The following is a 22283-nucleotide window of genomic DNA, read 5'->3' as shown; positions in this document are numbered from 1 at the left end:
CGGGGCCTGGCATGCCTGCACCTTCCTGGTGTCGCGCCTTGGGCCTGGTTGCCTTGCTGTCAGGCTGCACCCAGGTCGGGCCAGACTTTCACCCCCCGCAAACGGCCTGGCTGGACCCGTGGAGCACACCCTTGCTGGAGCAGGCCGGGCGGCGCGATGCAACGGTGGACTTTCGCCATTGGTGGCAGGTGTTCGCCGACCCGACACTGGATGCGCTGATTGCCGAAGCCGACGCCCACAACAGCAACCTGCGCGTGGCCGGCCTGCGCATCGCCGAGGCACGTGCACAGCTGGCCATCGTGCAGACTGGGCGTTACCCGCAGTTGCAGCAGGTGCGGGCGCAAAGCCTCTACCTCAAGCAGGACCAGTCCGGCATCGACACTGCTCGCGATTCGGTGTTCTGGCAGTCCAGCGCAGGGTTCGACATCGCCTGGGAAATTGACTTCTGGGGGCGCTTCAGCCGTGCCATCGAGTCTGCCGATGCCCTGTATTTCGCCTCGCAGGCCAACTACGCCGATGCCATGTTGCTATTGCGTGCGCAGGTAGCCGATACCTACTTTGCATTGCGTACCGCCGAGGCGCGCCTTGCCATTGCCGAAGAAAACGCCAAGCGCCAGGCGCGCAGCCTGGAGATCACCGAGCGGCTGTTCCGCCATGGCGAGCATGACGAACTCGATTGGCAGCAGGCTCGCACGCAGTACTTGGCTACCCAAGCGACCATCCCCGAGTTCGAGAACCAGCTCAACGCCCTGCGCAACGTGCTCTGCTCCCTGCTCGGGCGCGCCCCCGGCCCACTGCCGGAGCTGCAGTCGCAATACGGCCAGTTGCCACTGCCGGACCGCGCACTGCTGCAGGACGTGCCTGCTCGCCTGTTGCAGCGGCGCCCAGACATCCGCGCTGCCGAACAGGCCGTGGCGGCACAATCGGCACTGGTCGGGGTGGCCGAAGCTGACCTTTATCCACAGCTGAGCCTGTTGGGCAGCCTCGGCTGGACGTTCGTCTCGGCCAGCCACCTGCCCAACACGCTTGACCTCGCCGCCGGCCCAAGCCTGATCTGGAACCCGTTCGACTACGGCCGGCGCAAGAACGCCGTGCGTGTCGAGGACGCGCGCTTGCAGCAATTGATCGAGTTGTATCAGCAAAGTGTGCGTGAAGCCGCCCGTGAGGCTGACGATGCCGCCAGTGGCCTGGTGCGCTCGCTGCAAAGTGCTGGCATTCGCGATCAAGCCTCGCAAGCCGCGCAGCGCTCGTTGAGCCTGGCCATGTCGCAGTACCGCGAAGGGTTCGCCGACTTCCAGCGGGTGCTCGATGCCCAACAGTTGCTGCTGCAACAACAGGACGGCTACCTGGTCAGCCGCGGCAATGCCGTCAGCAGCCTGGTGACCTTGTACAAGGCCCTGGGGGGTGGTTGGGACCCAGGCCGTGCGCCGATCGACCCGGCCACGCGTCGTCAGATGCAGCAACGCACCGATTGGGGAGACTTGCTGGATGAGCCGGCCCCCAGCGCACAGCCACCAGGTGAGCAAAAATGACCGACACCCCGCAAACACCGCCTGCGCAAGCGCCCGACCGTGGCCTGCGCTGGGTATTGCTGCTGATTGCCGTGAGCCTGCTCTGGTACCTGCTGGCCGACCGTTTTACACCGTACACCCAGCAGGCTCGCCTGCAAGCCTACGTGGTGCCGGTGAGCGCCGAGGTGGCCGGCCAGGTCAAGCGCGTGGCCGTGGGTAATAACCAGGAAGTGCGCAAGGGCGAAGTGTTGTTCGAACTGGACCAGGAGCAATACCGCATTGCCCTGGCTCGCGCCGAAGCCGACTTCGACACGGTGGGCCGGCAGATCGGCGCCCACACGGCCGGCATCGACTCGGCCCAGGCGGCGTTGATGGCGGCCCAGGCCAACGAGCGCAAGGCCCGGCAAGACGCCGAGCGGCTGAAGCGGCTGATCGAGGAGGACCCCGGCACGGTTTCGCAGCGCCGCCTGGAAGGCGCGCAGGCCACGCGCGACCAGGCCATCAGCCAAGTCGCGGCAGCCCGTGCCGAAGTGGTGCGGGCACGTGAGCAGCAGGGTGGGGCGCAGGCGGACAATGCGCAGGTGCGCAGCGCGGCGGCGAATGTGCAAAAGGCCCGCCTGGACCTGGAGCGAACGGTGGTGCGCGCCGACACCAACGGGTTGATCACCGACTTGCGCACCGACGTGGGCCACTACGTGGGCGCCGGCAGCCCGATGATGACCCTGATTGCGATCCATGACGTGTGGATCAGCGCCGACCTGACCGAGAACAACCTCGGCCGCCTGCGCCCCGGCACACCGGTGCTAGTGGTGCTCGATGCGCTGCCTGGCACGGTAGTGAAGGGGCGCATACGCAGCATCGGTTATGGCGTCAGCGTGGGCCAGAGCAACCCACCGGGCACGCTGCCGAGCGTGCAGAACAGCCGTGAATGGCTGCGCTCGGCTCAACGCTTTCCGGTGATTGTCGAGCTTGACCGGGACCAGCTGGAAGACAAGTCCGGCTTGCGGGTGGGTGGCCAAGCCGAGGTGATGGCGCTGCCCAGCGAGGGCAACCCGCTGAACGTGCTTGGCCGGGTGTTCATGTGGCTGATGAGCTGGCTCTCGTATGCCTATTGAGCTGCGGCGCCAGCGTGCGCTTCGCCTGGCCTGGGGCGTGGCGCTGTGCCTGGCGGTCAGCTTCGGTTTTGGTTTGCCGGTGCCGATTTTGGCACCCGTGTTCGCGGTGCTGCTGTTGGCCATGCGTAGCCAGCCACTGCCGTTGCGCGCGGCACCGGCGTTGGCCGTGCTGGTGCTGCTGAGTTGTGGCAGTGGCCTGTTGCTGATTCCCTTGCTGCGCCATGCACCGGTAAGTGGTGTGCTGCTGGTCGGCGTTGGCGTGTATCTAGTGCTGCGTTATGCCCTGAAGGGCGGCAACGGCCTGTTGGCCAACTTGCTGGTGATCGGCCTGACCATGATCGCCGCAGCCGGCACCAGCGATTTCACCTTGGCGCTGTCGGTGGTCGAGGCCTTGTCCAAAGGCATGCTCCTGGCAACCTTGGGCACGGCGCTGGCGCATGTGATGTTCCCCGAACCGGCTGACGCACCTGTGCAACCGACACCGCCGCCGCTCGCCGCTGAACGGGCCAGCTGGGTCGCACTGCGCGCCACGCTGATCGTCATGCCGGCCTTTTTGCTGGCGCTGATCGCACCGGACGCGTTCATGCCGCTGATCATGAAGTCGGTGAGCCTCGGTCAGCAGGCCAGCGAGACCCATGCCCGCAATGCCAGCCGAGAACTGATTGGCTCGACCTTGCTGGCCGGGCTGCTGGCGATCCTGCTGTGGGGGGCATTGAGCTTGTTCGTGCACCTGTGGATGTTTTTCCTGTGGGTGCTGCTGTTCACGCTTTGGCAGGGCCGGCGGCTGTACCGCGCGGTGGCGACGCGGCATAGCCCGGCCTATTGGGTCAGTTGCCTGACTACGATGTTGATACTGCTGGGGCAGTCGGTGCAGGACAGCGCGGCGGGGCAGGATGTCTACCGCGCGTTCGCCGTGCGCATGGCGCTGTTCTTGGCGGTGTCGGTGTATGCCAGTGCGCTGCTGATCTGGATCGACCGGCGCAGGGCACGGCAGTGGGTGCATTAGGGGTGCCAGTCGACCCCTGTGTCTTCCAGGTAGGCATCCACCGCAGCACCGACGGTGGGGTGAAAGGCCTTTTCCCCCATGTGCTGGAACAACTCAAAGCGCTTCATCTTGTCTTTCACCGGGTCTTTCATCTCCGCGAACTGCAACTCCACGCCGCGCGCCTCCAGCGCCCGGTCCAGTTCAGCGAGCATGTCTGCGGAGGTCACGTCGATGCTGGTCACAGGCTCCGCGGCAATTACCAAACGTTGCACGGGGGTAGGGGACTGTTCCACAGCCGCCAGCACGGTGCTCTGGAACTGCTCGGCATTGGCAAAAAACAGCGGCGCATCCCACCGCAGCAGCACCAGGCCCGGGATGCGCCGGGCTTGCGGGTAGCGCTGCACATCATGGTAGCCGCGGGTGCCGTCCACCCGGCCGAGCACTGCAAAATGCGGCCGCCAGCCATCCCAGAGAAATTCGATGACCGAAATCGCCACGGCAATGCAGATACCCGGAATGGCACCAAACACTGCCACGCCGACAAAACAGGTCAACGACAGCCAGAACTCCCATTGCTGCATGTGGAAGATGCGTTTGAGGTCGGCGAATTCGAACAGCCCCAGTGCGGCGGCAATCACCACGGCAGCGAGGGCACTGTTGGGCAGGTAATGCATCAGGTTGGGCGCCACCAGCAGCAGAACGGTCACGGCCAGCGCCCCGATGATGCCGGTGAGTTGGGTCTTGGCCCCAGCAGCTTCAGCGACAGGGGTGCGTGACGAACTGCTGCTGATCGGGATGCCCTGGAACAGCCCACTGGCCAGGTTGGCCACCCCCAGGCCAAACATCTCCTGGTTCGGGTTGACCGGCATCTTCAGGCGGGCCGCGTAGGAGCGCGACAGCACGCTGGTGTCGGCGAATGACACCAGCGCCACCGCGATGCCGCCGAGCAGCACTTCCACCAGGTCGATATCGCTCAACCAGGGGAAGACCAGGTCCGGCAGGCCCTGGGGTAACTGGCCGAGGACTTTGACGCCGCTCTGGTCCAGGTCGAGCAGGCTCACCGCCAGTGTCGCCAGCACCACAGCGATCAGAATGCCGGGCAAGCGCTTGAAGGGTTTGAGCAGCAGGATCAGCGCCAGGCTGCCAGCGCCGATGACGAAGCTGGGCCAGTGGCCCTGGCCTGCAAGCAGGGCCTGGATCAGGCCCCAGATGTCCCGCAGCGGGCCTTGGCTGTCGATGGATAAGCCGAACAGTTTGGGCAGTTGGCTGATCAGCACGGTCAAGGCGATGCCGTTCATGTAGCCATAGCGGATCGGCTTGGACAGCAATTCGGTGATGAAGCCCAGGCGCAGCAGGCCGGCGACCATGCAGAACACCCCAGCGACCAAGGCCATCATGCTGGCGATGGTGATGGCGCGCTGCGGGTCGCTGGCGGCGTACTGCACCACCACCGCCAGGATGGGCGCGGCCAGTGCCGAATCTGGGCCCAATACCAGGATGCGGCTGGGGCCGAACAGCGCATAGGCCAGCAGCGGAATGATGGTGGCGTAGAGGCCGTAGATGCCGGGTACGCCCGAGGCTTCGGCGTAGGCAATGCCCACGGGCACCAGCATGCTGGTGAGTACCAGCCCGGCAGCGATGTCCCTGGGCAGCCAGGCACGCTGATAGTGAAGCAGGGTGACCACGCCGGGCAGCCAGCGTTGCCAGTCGAAGCGTGGGGGAGGGGGTGTTTCGGGCATGGTGCAGGCTCCAAGGGGCGGGGCATGAACCGCTTGAGGTCCCGTTGGAGACAGCTTAGAGGGTGGATGGCGGCGTTGCTCAAAAAGATAAAGCCCGGGTTTGAGCGGTAGCAAACCTGCGACGTGCCCGGCTTCTTGCACGGTTTTATTCAGGGCGACGTCTCGCCGAGCATTGCGGTAATGAGATAGATTACCATTCAAATCTTGTCAGCTTTGGCCGAGCGCTATGCCCGATATCTCTTCCAGTCAGTCAGTGCAGCAGCTCTATCTCGATAACCATGGCTGGCTGCAGCAATGGCTGCGGCGCAAGACCGGCTGCCGGGAGCAGGCTGCTGACCTCGCTCAGGACACGTTCATGCGCTTGCTCAGCCAGCGCAAAGTCGAGGAACTGAAGCAGCCCAGGGCCTATTTGAGCCGCATCGCGCGCAGCCTCATGATCGACCAGTTCCGTCGGCGTTTGCTCGAGCAAGCCTATCTCGAAAGCCTGGCAGCACTGCCTGAGCCCGTCGAGATTTCTGTTCAGGAACGCAGCGTCATTCTGGAGACCTTGCTGCAGATCGATCAGATGCTCGATGGCCTCGAGCCAAGAACCCGCGAGATCTTTCTGCTGGCCCAGCTGGAGGGTTTGAGCCACGCCGCCATCGGTCGCCAGCTGAACCTGTCTACCAATACTGTCAGCAAGCATTTCGTGCGAGCCATGGCGCATTGCCTGTTGCTGATCGGGGACTGAGGCGTGACCACCGAGCTTGATATGAAAACCCTGGAAGCCGCAGCGCAATGGTATGTAGACCTTGCCAGGGGCACTGAGGCGATGCGCGAGGCGCATCGGCAATGGCTGCATGACGACCCCCGCCATGCCCAGGCCTGGGGGCGGGTAGAGCGGCTACAGGCGGCGTTTGGTCAGCTAGATGCTCGAGTTGCGCGCCCTGCGCTGCAAAGCTCGCGTGCCAAGCGTCGCGAGGTGCTCAAGGTGTTGGCGTTGCTGATAGGAAGCAGCGCTTTGCTCAGCATTGGTGCGCGAACGGACCCATGGCGCAAGATGATGGCCGATTACGCCACGGGTACGGGCGAGCGTTTACCCGTGACACTTTCGGATGGCAGTCGAATTGTGCTCAACACCGGCACTGCGCTGAATATTTCGTTCGACGAAAACCTGCGACGCGTTGTGCTGCGTGAAGGTGAGGTGTTCATTCAGACCGCGCCGGACCCTTTGGCTCGGCCCTTTATCGTGCGCACGGCGTTTGGCGACTTGCGCGCATTGGGTACGCGATTCCTGGTACGCATCAACCCCGCCAGCGCTCGCGTCTCGGTGCTTGAGCATGCTGTCGAATTGCGCTCACCGCTGCCCGGCAGTACGCCGGTGCGGATCAATGCGGGTCAGCAGTTGGACTTTTCATCCACTGTTGCGGGCGTGCCTGTGCCTTTGGCTAAAGGTGCCGATGCCTGGCGAAACAACCTGTTGGTGGTCAGTGATTGGCGCCTGGGGGATGTGATTGCCGAGTTGTCCCGGTATCGGGCAGGCCACCTTGGTTGCGACGCTGGGGTCGCCGAGTTGCGTATTTCCGGGAGTTTCCAGTTGGGTGACATCGATGTCGTGCTGGACAACCTGAGCGCGATGCTGCCCATCCGGCTACGTCGGTTCACTCGTTTCTGGGCCCAGGTGGAAGCTGTGTAAAGGTTTTTCTGCATCAGGTGTTGGTGGTTTTCATTCTCGTTCGACATAACAAGTAAGGCGCCAAGACGCCGGATACTTGCCATCGACGAAGGACCCCACATGTCACGTAGTAACGCGTTGTACCCACCTTCCAAAGCCCGACTGCTGAGCGTCACCTTGCGTGGCGCCCTATGCACCGCTGCAGTGCTCGCTGTTCTGCCGACGGCCCAGGCCTGGGCGCAAGAAGCTTACGCCGAGTACGATTTCGCCATTGCCAGTGGCCCGTTGGAAGACGCGGTGGCCGAGTATTCGCGGATTGCGGGGGTAACGGTGTCGTTCGACCCTGCGGTGGCCCGAGACCGGCGCTCGCCAGGGGTAAGTGGGCACTTGAGGGCCAGTGCGGCGCTTGAGCGATTACTGATGGGCAGTGGGATGCACGCGGTACAGCGGGCGCAGAGCAGCTACACCCTTCAAGTGGTTGAGGTTGATGGAAGCGCTATCGAAATCGGGGCGACAACCATATCGGGCACAGGCCTGGGGGGAACCACCGAAAGCACTGGTTCCTACACCACCGGTACCATGCAGACTGCAACCAAGCTGCCTCTGACATTGCGCGAAACGCCTCAGTCGGTCACGGTGATCACGCGCCAGCGCATGGATGACCAGGCCATGAACACCCTGGATGATGTGGTGCGCAATACCCCGGGCATGAGCTCGCAGAAGCTCGGCCCAGACCGGCAGCGTTACTACTCCCGAGGGTTCCAGGTCGACAACATCATGTACGACGGGATCCCGACCAACGTGGGGGCCAACGCCGCCGACATCATCGCGTCGGGCGACCTGGCGATGTACGACCACGTTGAAATTGTCCGTGGTGCGACCGGCCTGATGCAGGGCGCCGGTAACCCGGCAGCCTCGATCAACCTGGTACGCAAGAAGCCCACCGCAGAGGCTCAGGCAAGCATCACTGCCAGCGCCGGCAGTTGGGACCGATATCGCTCGGAGATGGACCTCAGCGGCCCTCTCAACGACCAGGGCACGGTTCGTGGACGCTTGGTGGGTGCCTACCAGAACAACCACAGCTTCCAGGACAACATCCAGACTGAACGCGGCGTGTACTATGGCGTGTTGGAGGCAGACCTGACCGACGACACCCTGTTGACCGTCGGCGCATCCTATCAGGACGACAACAACCACGTACCGTGGGGCGGCATTCCCGTGGCGGCGGACGGCAGCGACCTGCACCTTCCTCGCTCTACCTATCTGGGCAACGACTGGGACTATTGGGACAAAGACACCACCATCGCCTTCGCCAAGCTCGAACACAGCCTCGCCAACGACTGGAAGCTCACCCTGTCGGGTAACAAGACCTGGTCAAAGCTGGATCACCTCGCCAGCAAGGTCTACAACACCAAAGATGTCTATCGCCAGATTTTCGGTGGCTACAAATACGATGACGACCAGACCGGCGTCGACGCGTTCGCCAGTGGCCCGTTCCAGCTGCTCGGTCGCGAACACCAACTGGTGGTCGGTGCCAGCGCCCGGGAAGAAACGATCAAACTGGTCGAAAACACTGACAACTCCATCTACAACGACATCGACCTCAACAACTGGGATCCGAGCCTGCGCCCCAAACCGTCGTCGCTGATCTCCACCTTCTGGCAGCAAATCGATATCCACCAGAAGAGCGCCTACGTCACGGGTCGCTTCAGCCTGGCAGACTCACTACACCTGATCCTCGGCAGCCGTCTGGACTGGTACGACTATGACGCCGAATCCCAATATGGGATGGTGAATTACAAAGTCACCCGCCACGTCACCAAGTACGCAGGCCTGATCTACGATCTGGACGATAATCACTCGGTCTACGTGAGTTACACCGATATCTTCAAACCGCAGAATAACTTGAATGCCAGCGGGGGCCTGCTGGCCCCGATCGTGGGCAAGAACTATGAAGTCGGTATCAAGGGCGAATATTTCAACGGAGCACTCAACGGCTCCATCGCGTTGTTCCGCATGGATCAGGAAAACCGTGCTCGCGTTGCAGAAGGCTGCCCGACTGCCGTAACTTGCTATGAAGCGGCAGGTAAAGTGCGCGCGCAAGGTATCGATATGGAATTGCAAGGCGCAATCACGCCTCGCTGGCAGGTTGGCGCTGGCTATACCTACACTGAGGTCAAGTACCTCAGTGATTCCAACCGCGCCAACGTCGGCCGCAGTTTCGATACAGACCTGCCCCGCCATCTGGTCAAACTCACCACCCGCTATCAATTGCCAGGCGAACTTGAGCGCTGGCGCATTGGCGGTACCGCTTATGGTCAGAACTCTGTGTACAACAAGGAGAGTGGCTACAAGGTCGAACAGGACGCCTACGCGCTGCTGGACCTGATGGTCGGCTTCAAGCCAACCGAGCATATCGACGCACGCCTGAACCTGAATAACGTATTCAACAAAAAGTACTACGTGAGCATCACCGACAGTACCGCCCGCGCCGAAAACATCTACGGCGACCCACGCAACTTGATGCTTACGGTCAAATACAGCTTTTAACAGATGAAGCAGCGCCCTGGCCCAGGCTGTGCCTTAGTCGGGGTCACAGATGAACATGATGGCCCTTAAACACAAAACCCCCGTATCGCTTGGCGATCACGGGGGTTTTGAAGTCTTTCAAGGACCGTGGAATCCCACGGCTCCCATCAGACGTTGAAGCGGAAGTGCATCACGTCACCGTCTTTGACGATGTAGTCTTTACCTTCCAGGCGCCATTTACCGGCTTCCTTGGCGCCGCTTTCACCCTTGAACTGGATGAAGTCGTCATACGCTACCACTTCGGCGCGGATGAAGCCTTTTTCGAAGTCGGTGTGGATAACACCGGCGGCCTGTGGCGCGGTGGCGCCGACGCGGACTGTCCAGGCGCGGACTTCCTGCACACCGGCAGTGAAGTAGGTCTGCAGGTTCAGCAGCTCGTAACCGGCACGGATCACGCGGTTCAGGCCAGGCTCTTCCAGGCCCAGGGCCTCGAGGAACATGTCTTTCTCTTCACCGTCGTCCAGCTCGGCGATTTCGGCTTCGATCTTGTTGCAGACCGGCACCACGACCGCGCCTTCTTCTTCGGCGATGGCACGGACTACGTCCAGGTGCGGGTTGTTGTCGAAGCCGTCTTCAGCGACGTTGGCGATGTACATCACCGGCTTGCTGGTCAGCAGGTGGAAGCCACGGATGACGGCCTTTTCGTCGTCAGCCATGTGCTTCATCAGGCTACGCGCTGGCTTGCCTTCGGTGAAGTGCGGGATCAGCTTTTCCAGGATGGCCTTTTGCGCCAGGGCTTCCTTGTCGCCGCCCTTGGCGTTGCGGGCAACCTTCTGCAGTTGCTTCTCGCAGCTGTCGAGGTCGGCGAAGATCAGCTCGAGGTCGATGATCTCGATGTCACGCTTGGGGTCGACGCTGTTGGAAACGTGAATCACGTTCTCGTCTTCGAAGCAGCGCACCACGTGGGCGATGGCATCGGTCTCGCGGATGTTGGCGAGGAACTTGTTGCCCAGGCCTTCACCCTTCGAAGCGCCCGCCACCAGGCCTGCGATGTCGACGAATTCCATGGTGGTCGGCAGGATGCGGTTAGGCTTGACGATTTCCGCCAGTGCAGCGAGGCGCGCGTCGGGCATCGGCACGATGCCGCTGTTCGGCTCGATGGTGCAGAAAGGGAAGTTCTCCGCCGCGATGCCAGACTTGGTCAGGGCGTTGAACAGGGTGGACTTGCCGACGTTGGGCAGGCCGACGATGCCGCAATTGAAACCCATGGGTATTCCCTCTCTAGGAAATCAGGCCTTCTGGCTGTGCAGTTCGCGCATCGCCTTGGCGAAATCGCCAGCGAGGACATCTGGCAGCACGCCGAGGGCAAAATCGATGCTGGCATCGAGCTTCTCCTGCTCGGCGCGCGGCGCGCGGCCCAGGACGAAGTTGGAGACCAGTTTGGCGTCGCCCGGGTGGCCAATGCCAAGCCGCAGGCGGTGGAAGTCGTTCTGGTTGCCGAGCTGCGCGATGATGTCGCGCAGGCCGTTGTGCCCACCATGGCCGCCGCCGCGTTTGAGCTTGGCGACGCCTGGAGGCAGGTCGAGTTCGTCATGCGCCACCAGGATCGCTTCCGGCTTGATGCGGAAGAAATTGGCCAAGGCCGCCACGGACTGGCCGCTACGGTTCATGTAGGTGGTGGGAATGAGCAGACGAACGTCGTTGCCCTGATGGCTGAATTTAGCCGTCAGGCCGAAATACTTGCGGTCAGCGGTCAAGGAGACGCGCTGGGCGCTGGCAATGCGTTCAACGAAAAGAGCCCCTGCGTTATGCCGGGTCTGTTCGTATTCGGGGCCGGGGTTACCCAGGCCAACGATCAACTGGATGGCGGTCACGTCAGGGGCTCTTCCTTGGAGTTGGTGGGTTACAGGGCGCGGGGCACTGTAACCCGATCAACACCGGCGTGCGAGTGGATTACTCGGCAGCGCCTTCAGCTTCTGGAGCAACGCGTGGCGCGTGAACGTTGGCAACAGCTTTGTCATCACCGTGGGCCAGAGCGACGAACTCTACGCCTTTCGGAGCTTTCAGGTCCGACAGGTGGATGATGCTGCCGACTTCGGCGTTGGCCAGGTCAACTTCGATGAACTCAGGCAGGTCTTTGGCTTCGCAAGAAACTTCGATCTCGGAAACAACGTGCGAGATCTCGCCGCCTTTCTTGATCGGGGCTTCTTCGCCGATGAAGTGAACCGGAACCTTGGCGGTCAGCTTCTGGCCAGCAACGACGCGAACGAAGTCAGCGTGCATGATGAATTGCTTGGCTGGGTGGCGCTGCATGGCCTTGACGATGACGTTTTGCTTGACGCCGTCAACGTTCAGCTCGATCACGTGGCTGTAGGCAGCTTCGTTTTCGAACAGTTTGGCGATTTCCTTCGACACGATGGTCAGGGACTCGGCGTCTTTACCGCCACCGTAGACAACGGCAGGGATGCTCAGCGAGTGACGCAGGCGGCGGCTCGCACCTTTCCCCAGGTCAGTACGCTTTTGGGCGTTCAGGATGAAATCAGTCATTTTGCTTCTCCAAAATAGCCATCTCCCGCAGGCGTTTGCGACCAGCGCCAAACGGGGTGGGCAAAAAAGCCCCGCCCCAACACATGCTGGGGCGGGGCGCTTCACATCAACACGTGTTCCGCTTAGCGGAACATCGCACTGATCGATTCTTCATTGCTGATGCGGCGTACCGCTTCAGCGACAACCGGTGCGATATCCAACTGGCGGATACGGTCACAGGCTTGAGCAGCGGCGGACAGCGGAACGGTGTTGGTCACCACCAGCTCGTCCAGTACCGACTTCTCGATGTTCTCGATCGCGCGGCCCGACAGGACAGGGTGCGTGCAGTAGGCGTAAACCTTGGCAGCGCCGTGTTCTTTCAGGGCTTTGGCCGCGTGGCACAGGGTGCCGGCGGTGTCGACCATGTCGTCTACCAGGATGCAAGTGCGCCCTTCGACGTCGCCGATGATGTGCATAACCTCGGAGTGGTTAGCCTTTTCGCGGCGTTTATCGATGATACCCAGATCGACACCCAGGGACTTGGCGACGGCGCGTGCGCGCACGACACCACCGATGTCCGGAGAGACGATCATCAGGTTCTCGAAACGCTGGTCTTCGATATCGTCGACCAATACGGGCGAGCCGTAAATGTTGTCGACAGGAATATCGAAGAAACCCTGGATCTGGTCAGCGTGCAGGTCGACGGTGAGTACACGGTCGATACCTACGACAGTGAGCATGTCAGCGACGACTTTGGCGCTGATAGCAACACGTGCCGAACGCGGACGGCGGTCCTGGCGGGCGTATCCGAAGTAAGGAATCACGGCGGTGATTCGGGATGCTGAGGAGCGGCGGAAGGCGTCGGCCATCACTACCAGTTCCATCAGGTTATCGTTGGTCGGGGCACAGGTCGGCTGAATAATGAAGACGTCTTTACCGCGGACATTTTCATTGATCTCAGTGCTGATCTCGCCGTCGGAGAATTTACCGACAGAGACGTCACCGAGAGGGATATGCAGCTGACGTACGACACGCCGAGCCAGATCGGGGTTAGCGTTCCCCGTAAAGACCATCATCTTGGACACGCGCAGTACCTGAAGGCTGAGGGTATACCTGGATGAGTATAAGGAAAATGGCAGGGGCGGCTGGATTCGAACCAACGCATGGCAGGATCAAAACCTGCTGCCTTACCGCTTGGCGACGCCCCTGTATCTGTTGCTGCGAGCGCTATGCACTCGACTTCTTGACCAGACTTTGCAGCTTGCGATGCAACATCGAAATATTGCTTCCTTTCGCCACAAACCCTGTTTGGGTCGCTGAAAGAAGGGCCAGAACTTTATCAGCTTCGGCTTTGCTTGGGAAGGCCCCAAACACACAACTTCCAGTTCCGGTTAGCCGAGCTTCGGTAAATTTACCCAGAGAATTCAATGCGTTTCGAACTTCTGGATAACGCTGCTCAACCACCCGTTGGCAGTCATTTCGACTGTTTCCCTCGGGAACGGGGCGCATCTTAAGGGGGAGGGAATCACGTGTCAACTGCGGATGTGAAAAAATTTCTACAGTACTGACAGACACTTGCGGCACCAGCACGACATACCAGGGTTCGTCAGGGTCGACCGGGGTCAGTTGTTCGCCGACACCCTGGGCGAATGCCGCGTGGCCGCGAACGAATACCGGCACGTCGGCGCCCAGGCTCAGGCCCAGGGCCGCCAGGCGGTCTTCATCCCAGCCCAGTTGCCATAAGTGCGCCAGCGCCAGCAGGGTGGTCGCGGCATCCGAGCTGCCGCCACCGATGCCACCGCCCATGGGCAAGACCTTGGTCAGCCAGATATCGGCGCCAAGCGTTGTGCCGGATTGTGCTTGCAGTTTGCGTGCTGCACGTACGATCAGGTTGCTGTCGTGGGGCACCGCCTCGATGTCGGTGTGCAGGCGGATTACGCCGTCTTCTCGCAGGGCGAAGGTCAATTCGTCGGCGTGGTCGAGGAACTGGAAGACGGTTTCCAGTTCGTGGTAACCGTCCGGGCGGCGGCCGATGATGTGCAGCCACAGGTTGAGCTTGGCCGGGGCCGGCAGGGTGAGCGTGTTCATCGATCAGTGCCCCAGCTGGCGTGGCTGCCAATCCTTGACCACCAGGGTCACGTCGAGGTCCTTGCCGTGCAGTTTCAGGCGCTCGGGCAGCCAGTAGCCATTCTGCTCGGTGTAGCTCAGGTACTGGACCTGCCAGCCATCCTGGTCGAGGCTGGCCAGGCGGCTGTCGCCGTCCAGGGTCAGCTTGCTCTTGCTGTCGGGCGCGGGCAGGCCACGCACCCACCAGACCAGGTGGGAAACCGGCAGTTGCCAGCCCAGTTGTTCTTCCAGCAGGGCCTCGGGGCTGGTCGCTTCGTAGCGGCCCTGGTTGGCCACTTCCAGCACCACGCCACCGGGGCGGCCGGTCAGGCGGGCGGCGCCACGGCCCAATGGGCCAGCCAGGCGGATGTCGTAGTAGTCCTGGCGTTGCAGCCAAAACAACGTGCCGCTGCCGGAATCGCGCGGGGCGCGGATGCCGACCTTGCCGTTGATCTGCCAGCCATCCAAGGTGCTTAGTTGCGCCTTGTGCTGGCGCCACTGCTGCGGGTCGCCTTGGCCCTGCAGGGCTTCGCGGCTACCGAAGCCGGCGCAGCCCGCGAGCAGGGCGATCAGGGTGAAGGTGATTAAATGGCGCAGGAACATGGCGTTAAAGGGTCTCTGATCCGGTCAGGCGCAGTACGGTCTTGCGCAGGATAGGGCTGTCGGGCTGGGCTTCGAAGGCCTTGGCCCAGACCTGGCGGGCTTCACGGCGCTTGCCGTTGGCCCACAGGACTTCGCCCAGGTGAGCGGCCACTTCATGGTCGGGGAAGCGCGCCAGGGCCTGGCGCAGGTAGCCTTCGGCTTCGTCGAGTTTGCCCTGGCGGTAGGCGACCCAGCCCAGGCTGTCGAGCACGGCCGGGTCGTCCGGCGTCAGCTGGTGGGCTTTGTCGATCAGCGCCTTGGCTTCGGCGTAGCGGGTGGTGCGGTCGGCCAGGGTGTAACCCAGGGCGTTCAGCGCCATGGCGTTTTCGGGTTCGCGGGCGATGATGGCGCGCAGGTCTTTTTCCATCTGCGGCAGGTCGTCACGCTTTTCGGCCAGCATGGCGCGGGTGTAAAGCAGGTTGAGGTCGTCCGGGTAGCGCTGGATGGCCTGCTGCAGCACCTGGTTGGCCTGGGCATCCTTGTTGTTGTTGCTGTAGCTTTCCGATTCGATCAGGTACAGCTGCACAGCGACGTCCGGCTGCGCCTCGCGGGCTTCGGCGAGCAGGCGCGAGGCCTCGCTGCCGCGGCCGTTGGCAATCAGGATATCGGCCTGGCGCAGTTGCGCCGGCAGGTAGTCGGGGCCGGGGCCGACCAGGGCGTATTCGCGCAAGGCGGCTTCAGGGTCGTGGCGCTCTTCGCGGATGCGGCCCAGGTTCAGGTGGGCGGCATCGACGTTGCTGTCACGCTCGACCAGCTCCTGCAGGTAGCCTTCGGCTTCATCCCAGTCTTTGTTTTCCAGGCAGACCAGGGCCAGCGAGTAACGCAGCTCATCGTCTTCGGGGTACTGCTGGACCAGGCTGATGAACTCGCTTTTGGCATCGGCCATGCGGTCCTGCTCGACCAGGGTGCGGGCGTAGGTCAGGCGCAGGCGTTTGTCATCCGGGTTGTCGCGGATCGCACCGCGCAGCAGGGGCAGGGCCTCTTTGCCGCGGTCGAGGGCTTGCAGCAGGCGGGCGCGCAGCAGGACCGGGGCGATCTCGCCGTCTTGCGGCGGGTGCGCCTCAAGCAGCTCAAGCGCTTCTTCGGTCTTGCCGTCCTGGTTCAGCAGCAGCGCCTTACCGAACACCAGTTGGCCGTTGTCCGGGTATTTGACCAGCAGGCGTTCGAAGCTCTGCAGCAAGCCGTCGCGGGTGCTCTGGTCGGTCTCGGCGGCGGACAGGGCGAGGAAGTCGAAATGGGTATCGCCCTGGCCCTGCAGGACTTTCTCCATGTAGACCATGGCATCGTCGTAGCGCCCGGCACGGGCCAGCTGGATGGCGGCGGCGCGTTGGGCGTCGAGGTTGTCTGGGTCGTTGCGGGCCCAGACCAGGGCGTTGTCCAAGGCCGGCTCGTCGGCGCCGAGGTATTCGGCGATACGGTAGGCACGCTCGGAGACGCCAGGGTCCTGGGTCTTTTCGGCCTGGTCGGTGTAGTTGGCCAGGGCGATGTCGAAGCGGTTGCGCTGGCCGGCCAGCTCCGCGACCAGCAGGCTATAAAGGGTGTCTTGCTTGAACGAACCGTACACCACGGGTTTTTCGGCCTCGCCTGTGCCGGCCTCGGCAACGGGAGGCTCGGCTTTTTGCGGGGCCAGGCTCTGGCAACCCTGGAGCAGGGCGAAGGCAAGCAGCAGTGCGTAGGGTCTGTTCATAAAAAGGCTTAAAAGGACTCACCGGCGGTCGGAGCATGATGACACAAGCGCGGTGGCAAACCCACCTGCGAAGCATTTGGTTAACTGCGACCATGGCAGGGGCAAGCAGGTTCCGGGTGAGCGCTGGCAGGTGATATTCCGGCGCTATCACGACAATAGCGAACGGTGGTTGTTCTGGAACCTGCGAAAGAGGACAATTATCGGCTTCTCGTCATAACCAGCGACCTTGCATGGCCTTTCTTGCACTTGGTATCAACCATAAGACTGCCTCGGTAGACGTACGCGAGCGCGTGGCGTTTACCCCAGAGCAGCTGGTGGACGCCCTGCAGCAGCTCTGCCGACTGACCGCCAGCCGTGAAGCGGCGATCCTGTCGACTTGCAACCGTAGCGAGCTTTATATAGAGCAGGACCACTTGTCTGCCGACGCGGTGCTGCATTGGCTGGCCGATTATCACCGCCTGAGCCTGGATGAACTGCGCGCCAGCGCCTACATCCATGAAGAGCACGACGCTGTGCGGCACATGATGCGCGTGGCCTCGGGCCTTGACTCGCTGGTGCTTGGCGAGCCGCAGATCCTCGGCCAGATGAAGTCTGCCTACGCCGTGGCGCGTGAGGCCGGCACTGTCGGCCCGCTGCTCGGGCGCCTGTTCCAGGCCACCTTCAGTGCCGCCAAGCAGGTGCGCACCGACACCGCGATCGGCGAGAACCCGGTCTCGGTGGCGTTCGCCGCGGTGAGCCTGGCGCGGCAGATCTTCAGTGACCTGGGCCGCAGCCAGGCGCTGCTGATTGGCGCCGGCGAGACCATCACCCTGGTCGCCCGCCACCTCCACGAACAAGGCGTGCGGCGTATCGTCGTGGCCAACCGGACCCTGGAGCGCGCCAGTACCCTGGCCGAGCAGTTTGGCGCCCATGCCGTGCTGCTGGCCGACATCCCGCAAGAGCTGGCCAACAGCGACATCGTCATCAGCTCCACCGCCAGCCAGTTGCCGATCCTCGGCAAGGGCGCGGTCGAGAGCGCGCTGAAGCAACGCCGGCACAAGCCGATCTTCATGGTCGACATCGCCGTCCCGCGTGACATCGAGCCCGAAGTCGGCGAACTCGATGACGTTTACCTCTACACCGTCGATGACCTGCACGATGTGGTCGCAGAAAACCTCAAGAGCCGCCAGGGCGCTGCCCAGGCGGCCGAAGAGCTGGTGTCGGTGGGCGCCGAAGACTTCATGGTGCGCCTGCGCGAGCTGGCTGCGGTGGACGTGCTCAAGGCCTACCGCCAGCAAAGCGAGCGGCTGCGGGATGAAGAACTGCAAAAAGCCCAGCGTCTGCTGGCCAACGGCGGCAACCCCGAAGACGTGCTGGCCCAACTGGCCCGGGGCCTGACCAACAAACTCCTGCACGCCCCCAGTGTGCAGCTGAAAAAGCTCTCGGCCGAGGGCCGCCTCGATGCGCTGGCCATGGCCCAGGAACTCTTTGCCCTCAACGAGGGCTCGACGGACAAATCCTCGCAATGAAAGCGTCGCTGCTGAACAAACTGGATATCATCCAGGACCGCTTCGAAGAACTGACCGCACTGCTCGGTGACGCTGAAGTCATCTCCGACCAGACGCGTTTCCGCGCCTATTCCCGCGAATACGCCGAAGTCGAGCCGGTCTACGCTGCCTATCAAGCGTGGCGCAAAGTCCAGGACGACCTCGAAGGCGCCCAGGCGCTGCTCAAGGACAGCGACCCGGACATGCGTGAAATGGCCGTGGAAGAAGTGCGCGAAGCCAAGGAGCAATTGCTGACGCTGGAAGCCCAGCTGCAACGCATGCTGCTGCCCAAGGACCCTAACGATGGGCGCAACGTGTTCCTCGAAATCCGCGCCGGCACCGGTGGCGACGAGGCGGCGATCTTCTCGGGCGACTTGTTTCGCATGTATTCGCGCTATGCCGAGAAGCGTGGCTGGCGCCTGGAGATTCTTTCCGAGAACGAAGGCGAACACGGCGGCTACAAGGAAATCATTGCCCGTGTCGAAGGCGAAAGCGTGTACGGCAAGCTCAAGTTCGAATCGGGCGCACACCGCGTGCAGCGCGTGCCGGAGACCGAATCCCAAGGCCGTATCCACACCTCGGCGTGCACCGTGGCGGTGCTGCCCGAGCCCGACGAGCAGGCCGCGATCGAAATCAACCCGGCCGACTTGCGCGTGGACACCTACCGCGCCTCCGGCGCCGGCGGCCAGCACATCAACAAGACCGACTCGGCGGTGCGCATCACCCACTTGCCCACCGGTATGGTGGTCGAGTGCCAGGAAGAACGTTCGCAGCACAAAAACCGCGCCCGCGCGATGTCCTGGCTGTCGGCCAAGCTCAACGACATGCAGACCAGCGCCGCGCAGAACGCCATTGCCAGTGAGCGCAAGCTGCTGGTGGGCTCCGGTGACCGCTCCGAGCGTATCCGCACCTACAATTATCCACAGGGCCGGGTTACCGATCACCGCATCAACCTGACCTTGTATTCGCTGGACGACATCCTCGCCGGTGGCGTAGACGCCGTGATCGAACCGCTGTTGGCCGAATACCAGGCCGATCAACTGGCCGCCCTGGGGGACTGATGACCATCATCGCCAGCTTGCTGCGCAATGCGCAGTTGCCCGAATCGCCCACCGAGCGGCTGGATGCCGAACTGTTGCTGGCTGCGGCCATCGGCAAGTCGCGCAGCTACCTGCATACTTGGCCCGAGCGCATCGTCAGCAGCGAAGCGGCCGACACCTACGCCGGTTACCTGCAGCGCCGCCGTAGTGGCGAGCCGGTCGCCTATATCCTTGGGCAGCAAGGGTTCTGGAACATTGACCTGGAAGTGGCGCCGCATACGCTGATCCCGCGTCCGGACACCGAGCTGCTGGTCGAGACTGCCCTTGAGCTTCAGCCAGCAACCCCGGCCAAGGTGCTCGACCTGGGCACCGGGACCGGGGCCATTGCCCTGGCGTTGGCCGGCGATCGCCCGGCCTGGCAGGTGACGGCGGTAGACCGGGTGGAGGAGGCGGTCGCGTTGGCCGAGCGTAATCGACAGCGCCTGGGGCTGGCTAACGTCCAGGTGCGTGTCAGCCACTGGTTCGATGGCCTGGGCGATGCGCGCTTTGACCTGATTGTCAGCAACCCGCCGTACATCGCCAGTGAAGACCCGCACCTGGTCGCCGGCGACGTGCGCTTCGAGCCCAGCAGCGCGCTGGTGGCGGGCGCCGATGGCCTGGACGACCTGCGCGTGATTGCCGCCCAGGCGCCACGTCACCTGCTGCCAGGTGGCTGGTTGTTGTTGGAGCACGGCTACGATCAGGCCGCAGCGGTGCGAGCCTTGCTGGCTGAGCACGGCTTTAGCGAGGTGGCCAGCCGCACGGACCTGGGCCGCCATGAACGCATTACCCTGGGGCGCCTGCCATGCTGAGTGATCAGGAACTGTTGCGCTACAGCCGGCAGGTCTTGCTGGCGCAGATCGATATCGACGGCCAACTGCGGCTCAAGCAGAGCAAGGCCCTGATCGTCGGCCTCGGTGGCTTGGGCTCGCCTGTCGCGCTGTACCTGGCAGCGGCGGGCGTGGGTGAGCTGCACCTGGCGGACTTCGACACCGTTGACCTGACCAACCTGCAACGCCAGGTGATCCACGACAGCGCCAGCGTCGGCATGAGCAAGGTGGACTCGGCGCTGCAGCGCCTGGAGGCGATCAACCCAGAGATCAGCCTGGTCGCTCATCGCCAGGCGTTGGACGAGGACTCGCTGGCCGCTGCGGTGGCGGCGGTCGACCTGGTGCTGGACTGCTCCGACAACTTTTCTACCCGCGAGGCGGTCAACGCTGCGTGCGTTGCTGCCGGTAAACCGCTGGTCAGTGGCGCGGCGATCCGCCTCGAAGGCCAGCTGTCGGTGTTCGACCCGCGGCGTGACTACAGCCCTTGCTACCACTGCCTGTATGGCCATGGCAGCGAGGCTGAACTGACCTGCAGCGAAGCCGGTGTAATCGGCCCGCTGGTGGGGCTGGTAGGTAGCCTGCAGGCCCTGGAAGCCATGAAACTCTTAGCTGGGTTCGGCGAGCCGCTGGTGGGCCGCCTGTTGCTGATCGATGCCCTCGGCACGCGCATTCGTGAGCTGCGGGTCAAGCGCGACCCAGCTTGCGCGGTCTGTGGCAAGCGCGATGGCTGAGCGTTCGGCGCCGATTGGCGTAATGGATTCGGGGGTCGGCGGTTTGTCGGTACTGGCCGAGATCCAGCGCCTGCTGCCTAACGAATCACTGCTGTATGTGGCCGATTGCGGGCACGTGCCTTACGGTGAAAAGTCGGCGGATTACATCCGCCAGCGCTGCCGGCGTATTGCCGAGTTCTTCCAGCAGCAGGGCGCCAAGGCCTTTGTCCTGGCCTGTAATACCGCGACAGTGGCGGCCGTTGCCGACCTGCGCGAGCTGTACCCGCAATGGCCGCTGGTGGGCATGGAGCCAGCGGTAAAGCCGGCTGCTGCAGCCACCCGCTCCGGCGTGGTCGGCGTGCTGGCCACGACCGGCACCTTGCAGAGCGCCAAGTTCGCGGCGTTGCTCGACCGCTTCGCCAGCGATGTGCGCGTGGTCACCCAGCCTTGCCCCGGCCTGGTCGAGCGGATCGAAACCGGCGACCTGAGCAGCCCGGCCTTGCGCCAGTTGTTGCTCGGCTACGTGCAGCCGCTGCTGGCGGCTGGCTGCGACACGCTGATCCTGGGTTGCACGCATTACCCCTTCCTGCGCACGCTGCTGGCCGACATGGTGCCGGCGGACGTAGCCATCATCGATACCGGCGCCGCCGTGGCGCGTCAATTGCAGCGTCTGTTGAGCGCCAGCGACCTGCTGGCTGAGGGCCCGGCAGTGGATACCCGCTTCTGGACCAGTGCCGACCCACAATCCCTGAGAAAAATCCTACCGTTGCTGTGGCAGAAGTCCGACAGTGTGCAACGCTTTACGTTGTGAAAAAAACGTGAAAATCAGATGAACTATCGTACCACTGCCGATTTCTACCGATTTGCCTGACACGAGGCGAACACTAACAACAGCATTAGGAAGAAGGATGTTTCTTATGAGGAAACTGCTCGGCTTGGCGGCGGCTGCCGTCTTTACCTTGGGGCAAGCAGTGTCGGCGCAGGCGGCCGATGTTTCATTTTCGGTGGGGCAGACGGGGGACTCGACCATGGTCTACCGGCTGGGTCTGCAATCGAACTGGGACGCGAGCTGGTGGCAGACCAGCGTTGGCCACCTGACCGGGTATTGGGATGGGGCTTACACCTACTGGGATGGCGACAAGACCGCGAGCAACCACAGCCTGTCGTTCGCACCGGTATTCGTTTATGAGTTTGCGGGGGATTCGGTAAAGCCCTATATCGAGGCCGGGATTGGCGTCGCGGCCTTTTCCAGCACCGAGCTTGAAAGCAATGAGCTGGGTTCGGCGTTCCAGTTCGAAGACCGAATCGGTTTTGGTCTGCGCTTTGCGGGCGGGCATGAAATTGGTGTACGGGCCATTCACTATTCCAATGCTGGCATCAAGCAACCTAACGACGGTGTAGAGAGCTACAGCCTGCATTACCGCATGGCGCTCTAAGCTATCCCGCACCGTTGTAGGAGCAGCCTTGCGCTGCGAAGAGGCCGGTAATAGCAGCAGAGATTCTTTGTGGTCTCACCGGCCTCGTGGGAGCAGATGGGTGGGCGTGAAGGTGGTGCGTTTCGAGTGCGGGGGGGGGTGCAATGGGGGTCGGTGTTGGGGGCTGGAGCCGGGCTTACCGCCTGGCGCTCTATGATACGGGGGGGGG

20 protein-coding genes and 1 tRNA gene are annotated in these 22283 nt (G+C 62.8%); 12 read left to right on the top strand and 9 right to left on the bottom strand.

All coding sequences use genetic code 11. From position 1 onward, the window contains the following. The first annotated feature begins 11 nt into the window (after window positions 1-11). From OO306_RS21595 to OO306_RS21585, 3 genes are read left to right on the top strand one after another with little or no spacing between them, the layout of a single operon-like run. Window positions 12-1532, top strand: coding sequence for an efflux transporter outer membrane subunit (locus OO306_RS21595; protein ID WP_265969876.1), 1521 nt, complete (start codon window positions 12-14; stop codon window positions 1530-1532). Continuing rightward, the gene (locus tag OO306_RS21590; RefSeq protein ID WP_265969875.1) at window positions 1529-2626 is read left to right on the top strand and encodes an HlyD family secretion protein; all 1098 of its coding nucleotides are present in this window, start codon (window positions 1529-1531) and stop codon (window positions 2624-2626) included. The genes OO306_RS21595 and OO306_RS21590 overlap by 4 nt, the downstream gene beginning before the upstream one ends. Further along, window positions 2616-3632 (top strand): DUF2955 domain-containing protein, encoded by a 1017-nt coding sequence (locus tag OO306_RS21585; RefSeq protein ID WP_265969874.1) that lies wholly within the window; start codon window positions 2616-2618, stop codon window positions 3630-3632. Before OO306_RS21590 ends, OO306_RS21585 begins: the two co-directional genes overlap by 11 nt. Here OO306_RS21585 and OO306_RS21580 read toward each other — a convergent pair. Continuing rightward, a complete protein-coding gene (locus tag OO306_RS21580) occupies window positions 3629-5350 on the bottom strand; it encodes a SulP family inorganic anion transporter (protein WP_265969873.1) in 1722 nt (573 codons plus the stop codon). The two genes, OO306_RS21585 and OO306_RS21580, sit on opposite strands and share 4 nt — an antisense overlap. 226 nt (window positions 5351-5576) lie before the next feature. Here OO306_RS21580 and OO306_RS21575 point away from each other — a divergent pair, with 226 nt between their 5' ends. The 3 genes from OO306_RS21575 (at window position 5577) to OO306_RS21565 (ending at window position 9554) form a co-directional block, all read left to right on the top strand. Next, complete coding sequence (locus OO306_RS21575; RefSeq protein WP_265969872.1) at window positions 5577-6080, top strand: sigma-70 family RNA polymerase sigma factor; 504 nt, start codon at window positions 5577-5579, stop codon at window positions 6078-6080. 21 nt (window positions 6081-6101) lie between these two features. Beyond that, the gene (locus OO306_RS21570) at window positions 6102-7025 is read left to right on the top strand and encodes a FecR domain-containing protein (protein WP_265969871.1); all 924 of its coding nucleotides are present in this window, start codon (window positions 6102-6104) and stop codon (window positions 7023-7025) included. 99 nt (window positions 7026-7124) lie between these two features. Continuing rightward, entirely contained in the window at window positions 7125-9554 is a 2430-nt protein-coding gene (locus OO306_RS21565) for a TonB-dependent siderophore receptor (protein ID WP_265969870.1), read from the top strand. A gap of 146 nt (window positions 9555-9700) precedes the next feature. Here the strand turns inward: OO306_RS21565 and ychF are convergent, their stop codons facing one another. From ychF to OO306_RS21525, 8 genes are all read right to left on the bottom strand, one after another. Then, a complete protein-coding gene (ychF, locus tag OO306_RS21560) occupies window positions 9701-10801 on the bottom strand; it encodes a redox-regulated ATPase YchF (protein ID WP_027594480.1) in 1101 nt (366 codons plus the stop codon). A gap of 21 nt (window positions 10802-10822) precedes the next feature. Continuing rightward, the gene (gene pth, locus OO306_RS21555; RefSeq protein WP_008099045.1) at window positions 10823-11407 is read right to left on the bottom strand and encodes an aminoacyl-tRNA hydrolase; all 585 of its coding nucleotides are present in this window, start codon (window positions 11405-11407) and stop codon (window positions 10823-10825) included. Window positions 11408-11486: 79 nt separating this feature from the next. Next, window positions 11487-12080 (bottom strand): 50S ribosomal protein L25/general stress protein Ctc, encoded by a 594-nt coding sequence (locus OO306_RS21550; RefSeq protein ID WP_027594479.1) that lies wholly within the window; start codon window positions 12078-12080, stop codon window positions 11487-11489. A 122-nt stretch (window positions 12081-12202) separates the two neighbouring features. Then, window positions 12203-13144, bottom strand: a complete 942-nt coding sequence (locus OO306_RS21545) for a ribose-phosphate pyrophosphokinase (RefSeq protein WP_003247410.1) — start codon at window positions 13142-13144, stop codon at window positions 12203-12205. 48 nt (window positions 13145-13192) lie between these two features. Further along, a tRNA-Gln gene (locus OO306_RS21540) sits at window positions 13193-13267 on the bottom strand. 19 nt (window positions 13268-13286) lie between these two features. Further along, window positions 13287-14147, bottom strand: coding sequence for a 4-(cytidine 5'-diphospho)-2-C-methyl-D-erythritol kinase (ispE, locus tag OO306_RS21535; protein WP_085274109.1), 861 nt, complete (start codon window positions 14145-14147; stop codon window positions 13287-13289). 3 nt (window positions 14148-14150) lie between these two features. After that, window positions 14151-14768: a lipoprotein insertase outer membrane protein LolB gene (gene lolB / locus OO306_RS21530; protein WP_099452894.1), complete on the bottom strand. Its 618-nt coding sequence runs from the start codon at window positions 14766-14768 to the stop codon at window positions 14151-14153. Between the two features lie 4 nt (window positions 14769-14772). Next, window positions 14773-16494: a tetratricopeptide repeat protein gene (locus tag OO306_RS21525; RefSeq protein ID WP_027594476.1), complete on the bottom strand. Its 1722-nt coding sequence runs from the start codon at window positions 16492-16494 to the stop codon at window positions 14773-14775. Window positions 16495-16724: 230 nt separating this feature from the next. Between OO306_RS21525 and hemA the strand changes: the two genes are divergently transcribed. The 6 genes from hemA to OO306_RS21495 all read left to right on the top strand — a co-directional run bounded on the left by hemA (window position 16725) and on the right by OO306_RS21495 (window position 22075). Beyond that, complete coding sequence (hemA, locus tag OO306_RS21520; RefSeq protein ID WP_027594475.1) at window positions 16725-18002, top strand: glutamyl-tRNA reductase; 1278 nt, start codon at window positions 16725-16727, stop codon at window positions 18000-18002. Continuing rightward, window positions 17999-19081, top strand: coding sequence for a peptide chain release factor 1 (prfA, locus tag OO306_RS21515; RefSeq protein ID WP_027594474.1), 1083 nt, complete (start codon window positions 17999-18001; stop codon window positions 19079-19081). The genes hemA and prfA overlap by 4 nt, the downstream gene beginning before the upstream one ends. After that, window positions 19081-19911, top strand: coding sequence for a peptide chain release factor N(5)-glutamine methyltransferase (gene prmC, locus OO306_RS21510; RefSeq protein WP_265969869.1), 831 nt, complete (start codon window positions 19081-19083; stop codon window positions 19909-19911). Before prfA ends, prmC begins: the two co-directional genes overlap by 1 nt. Continuing rightward, window positions 19905-20660: a molybdopterin-synthase adenylyltransferase MoeB gene (locus tag OO306_RS21505; protein ID WP_027594472.1), complete on the top strand. Its 756-nt coding sequence runs from the start codon at window positions 19905-19907 to the stop codon at window positions 20658-20660. Before prmC ends, OO306_RS21505 begins: the two co-directional genes overlap by 7 nt. Then, window positions 20653-21450, top strand: coding sequence for a glutamate racemase (murI, locus tag OO306_RS21500; protein ID WP_265969868.1), 798 nt, complete (start codon window positions 20653-20655; stop codon window positions 21448-21450). Before OO306_RS21505 ends, murI begins: the two co-directional genes overlap by 8 nt. Window positions 21451-21556: 106 nt before the next feature. Continuing rightward, window positions 21557-22075: an acyloxyacyl hydrolase gene (locus OO306_RS21495; protein WP_265969867.1), complete on the top strand. Its 519-nt coding sequence runs from the start codon at window positions 21557-21559 to the stop codon at window positions 22073-22075. Window positions 22076-22283: the final 208 nt, after the last annotated feature.

Source organism: Pseudomonas sp. DCB_AW, from assembly GCF_026240895.1.
Lineage (GTDB): Bacteria > Pseudomonadota > Gammaproteobacteria > Pseudomonadales > Pseudomonadaceae > Aquipseudomonas > Aquipseudomonas kermanshahensis.
Note: the sequence above shows the minus strand (reverse complement) of the source record. Positions and strands in the feature narration are given on the sequence as shown.

Bases quoted from the DNA above. Each gene is read 5' to 3' on its own strand.
- OO306_RS21595 (WP_265969876.1), top strand. From the start codon at position 12: ATGCCTGCACCTTCCTGGTGTCGCGCCTTGGGCCTGGTTGCCTTGCTG.
- OO306_RS21590 (WP_265969875.1), top strand. From the start codon at position 1,529: ATGACCGACACCCCGCAAACACCGCCTGCGCAAGCGCCCGACCGTGGC.
- OO306_RS21585 (WP_265969874.1), top strand. From the start codon at position 2,616: ATGCCTATTGAGCTGCGGCGCCAGCGTGCGCTTCGCCTGGCCTGGGGC.
- OO306_RS21580 (WP_265969873.1), bottom strand. From the start codon at position 5,350: ATGCCCGAAACACCCCCTCCCCCACGCTTCGACTGGCAACGCTGGCTG.
- OO306_RS21575 (WP_265969872.1), top strand. From the start codon at position 5,577: ATGCCCGATATCTCTTCCAGTCAGTCAGTGCAGCAGCTCTATCTCGAT.
- OO306_RS21570 (WP_265969871.1), top strand. From the start codon at position 6,102: ATGAAAACCCTGGAAGCCGCAGCGCAATGGTATGTAGACCTTGCCAGG.
- OO306_RS21565 (WP_265969870.1), top strand. From the start codon at position 7,125: ATGTCACGTAGTAACGCGTTGTACCCACCTTCCAAAGCCCGACTGCTG.
- ychF (WP_027594480.1), bottom strand. From the start codon at position 10,801: ATGGGTTTCAATTGCGGCATCGTCGGCCTGCCCAACGTCGGCAAGTCC.
- OO306_RS21550 (WP_027594479.1), bottom strand. From the start codon at position 12,080: ATGACTGATTTCATCCTGAACGCCCAAAAGCGTACTGACCTGGGGAAA.
- ispE (WP_085274109.1), bottom strand. From the start codon at position 14,147: ATGAACACGCTCACCCTGCCGGCCCCGGCCAAGCTCAACCTGTGGCTG.
- lolB (WP_099452894.1), bottom strand. From the start codon at position 14,768: ATGTTCCTGCGCCATTTAATCACCTTCACCCTGATCGCCCTGCTCGCG.
- OO306_RS21525 (WP_027594476.1), bottom strand. From the start codon at position 16,494: ATGAACAGACCCTACGCACTGCTGCTTGCCTTCGCCCTGCTCCAGGGT.
- hemA (WP_027594475.1), top strand. From the start codon at position 16,725: ATGGCCTTTCTTGCACTTGGTATCAACCATAAGACTGCCTCGGTAGAC.
- prfA (WP_027594474.1), top strand. From the start codon at position 17,999: ATGAAAGCGTCGCTGCTGAACAAACTGGATATCATCCAGGACCGCTTC.
- prmC (WP_265969869.1), top strand. From the start codon at position 19,081: ATGACCATCATCGCCAGCTTGCTGCGCAATGCGCAGTTGCCCGAATCG.
- OO306_RS21505 (WP_027594472.1), top strand. From the start codon at position 19,905: ATGCTGAGTGATCAGGAACTGTTGCGCTACAGCCGGCAGGTCTTGCTG.
- murI (WP_265969868.1), top strand. From the start codon at position 20,653: ATGGCTGAGCGTTCGGCGCCGATTGGCGTAATGGATTCGGGGGTCGGC.
- OO306_RS21495 (WP_265969867.1), top strand. From the start codon at position 21,557: ATGAGGAAACTGCTCGGCTTGGCGGCGGCTGCCGTCTTTACCTTGGGG.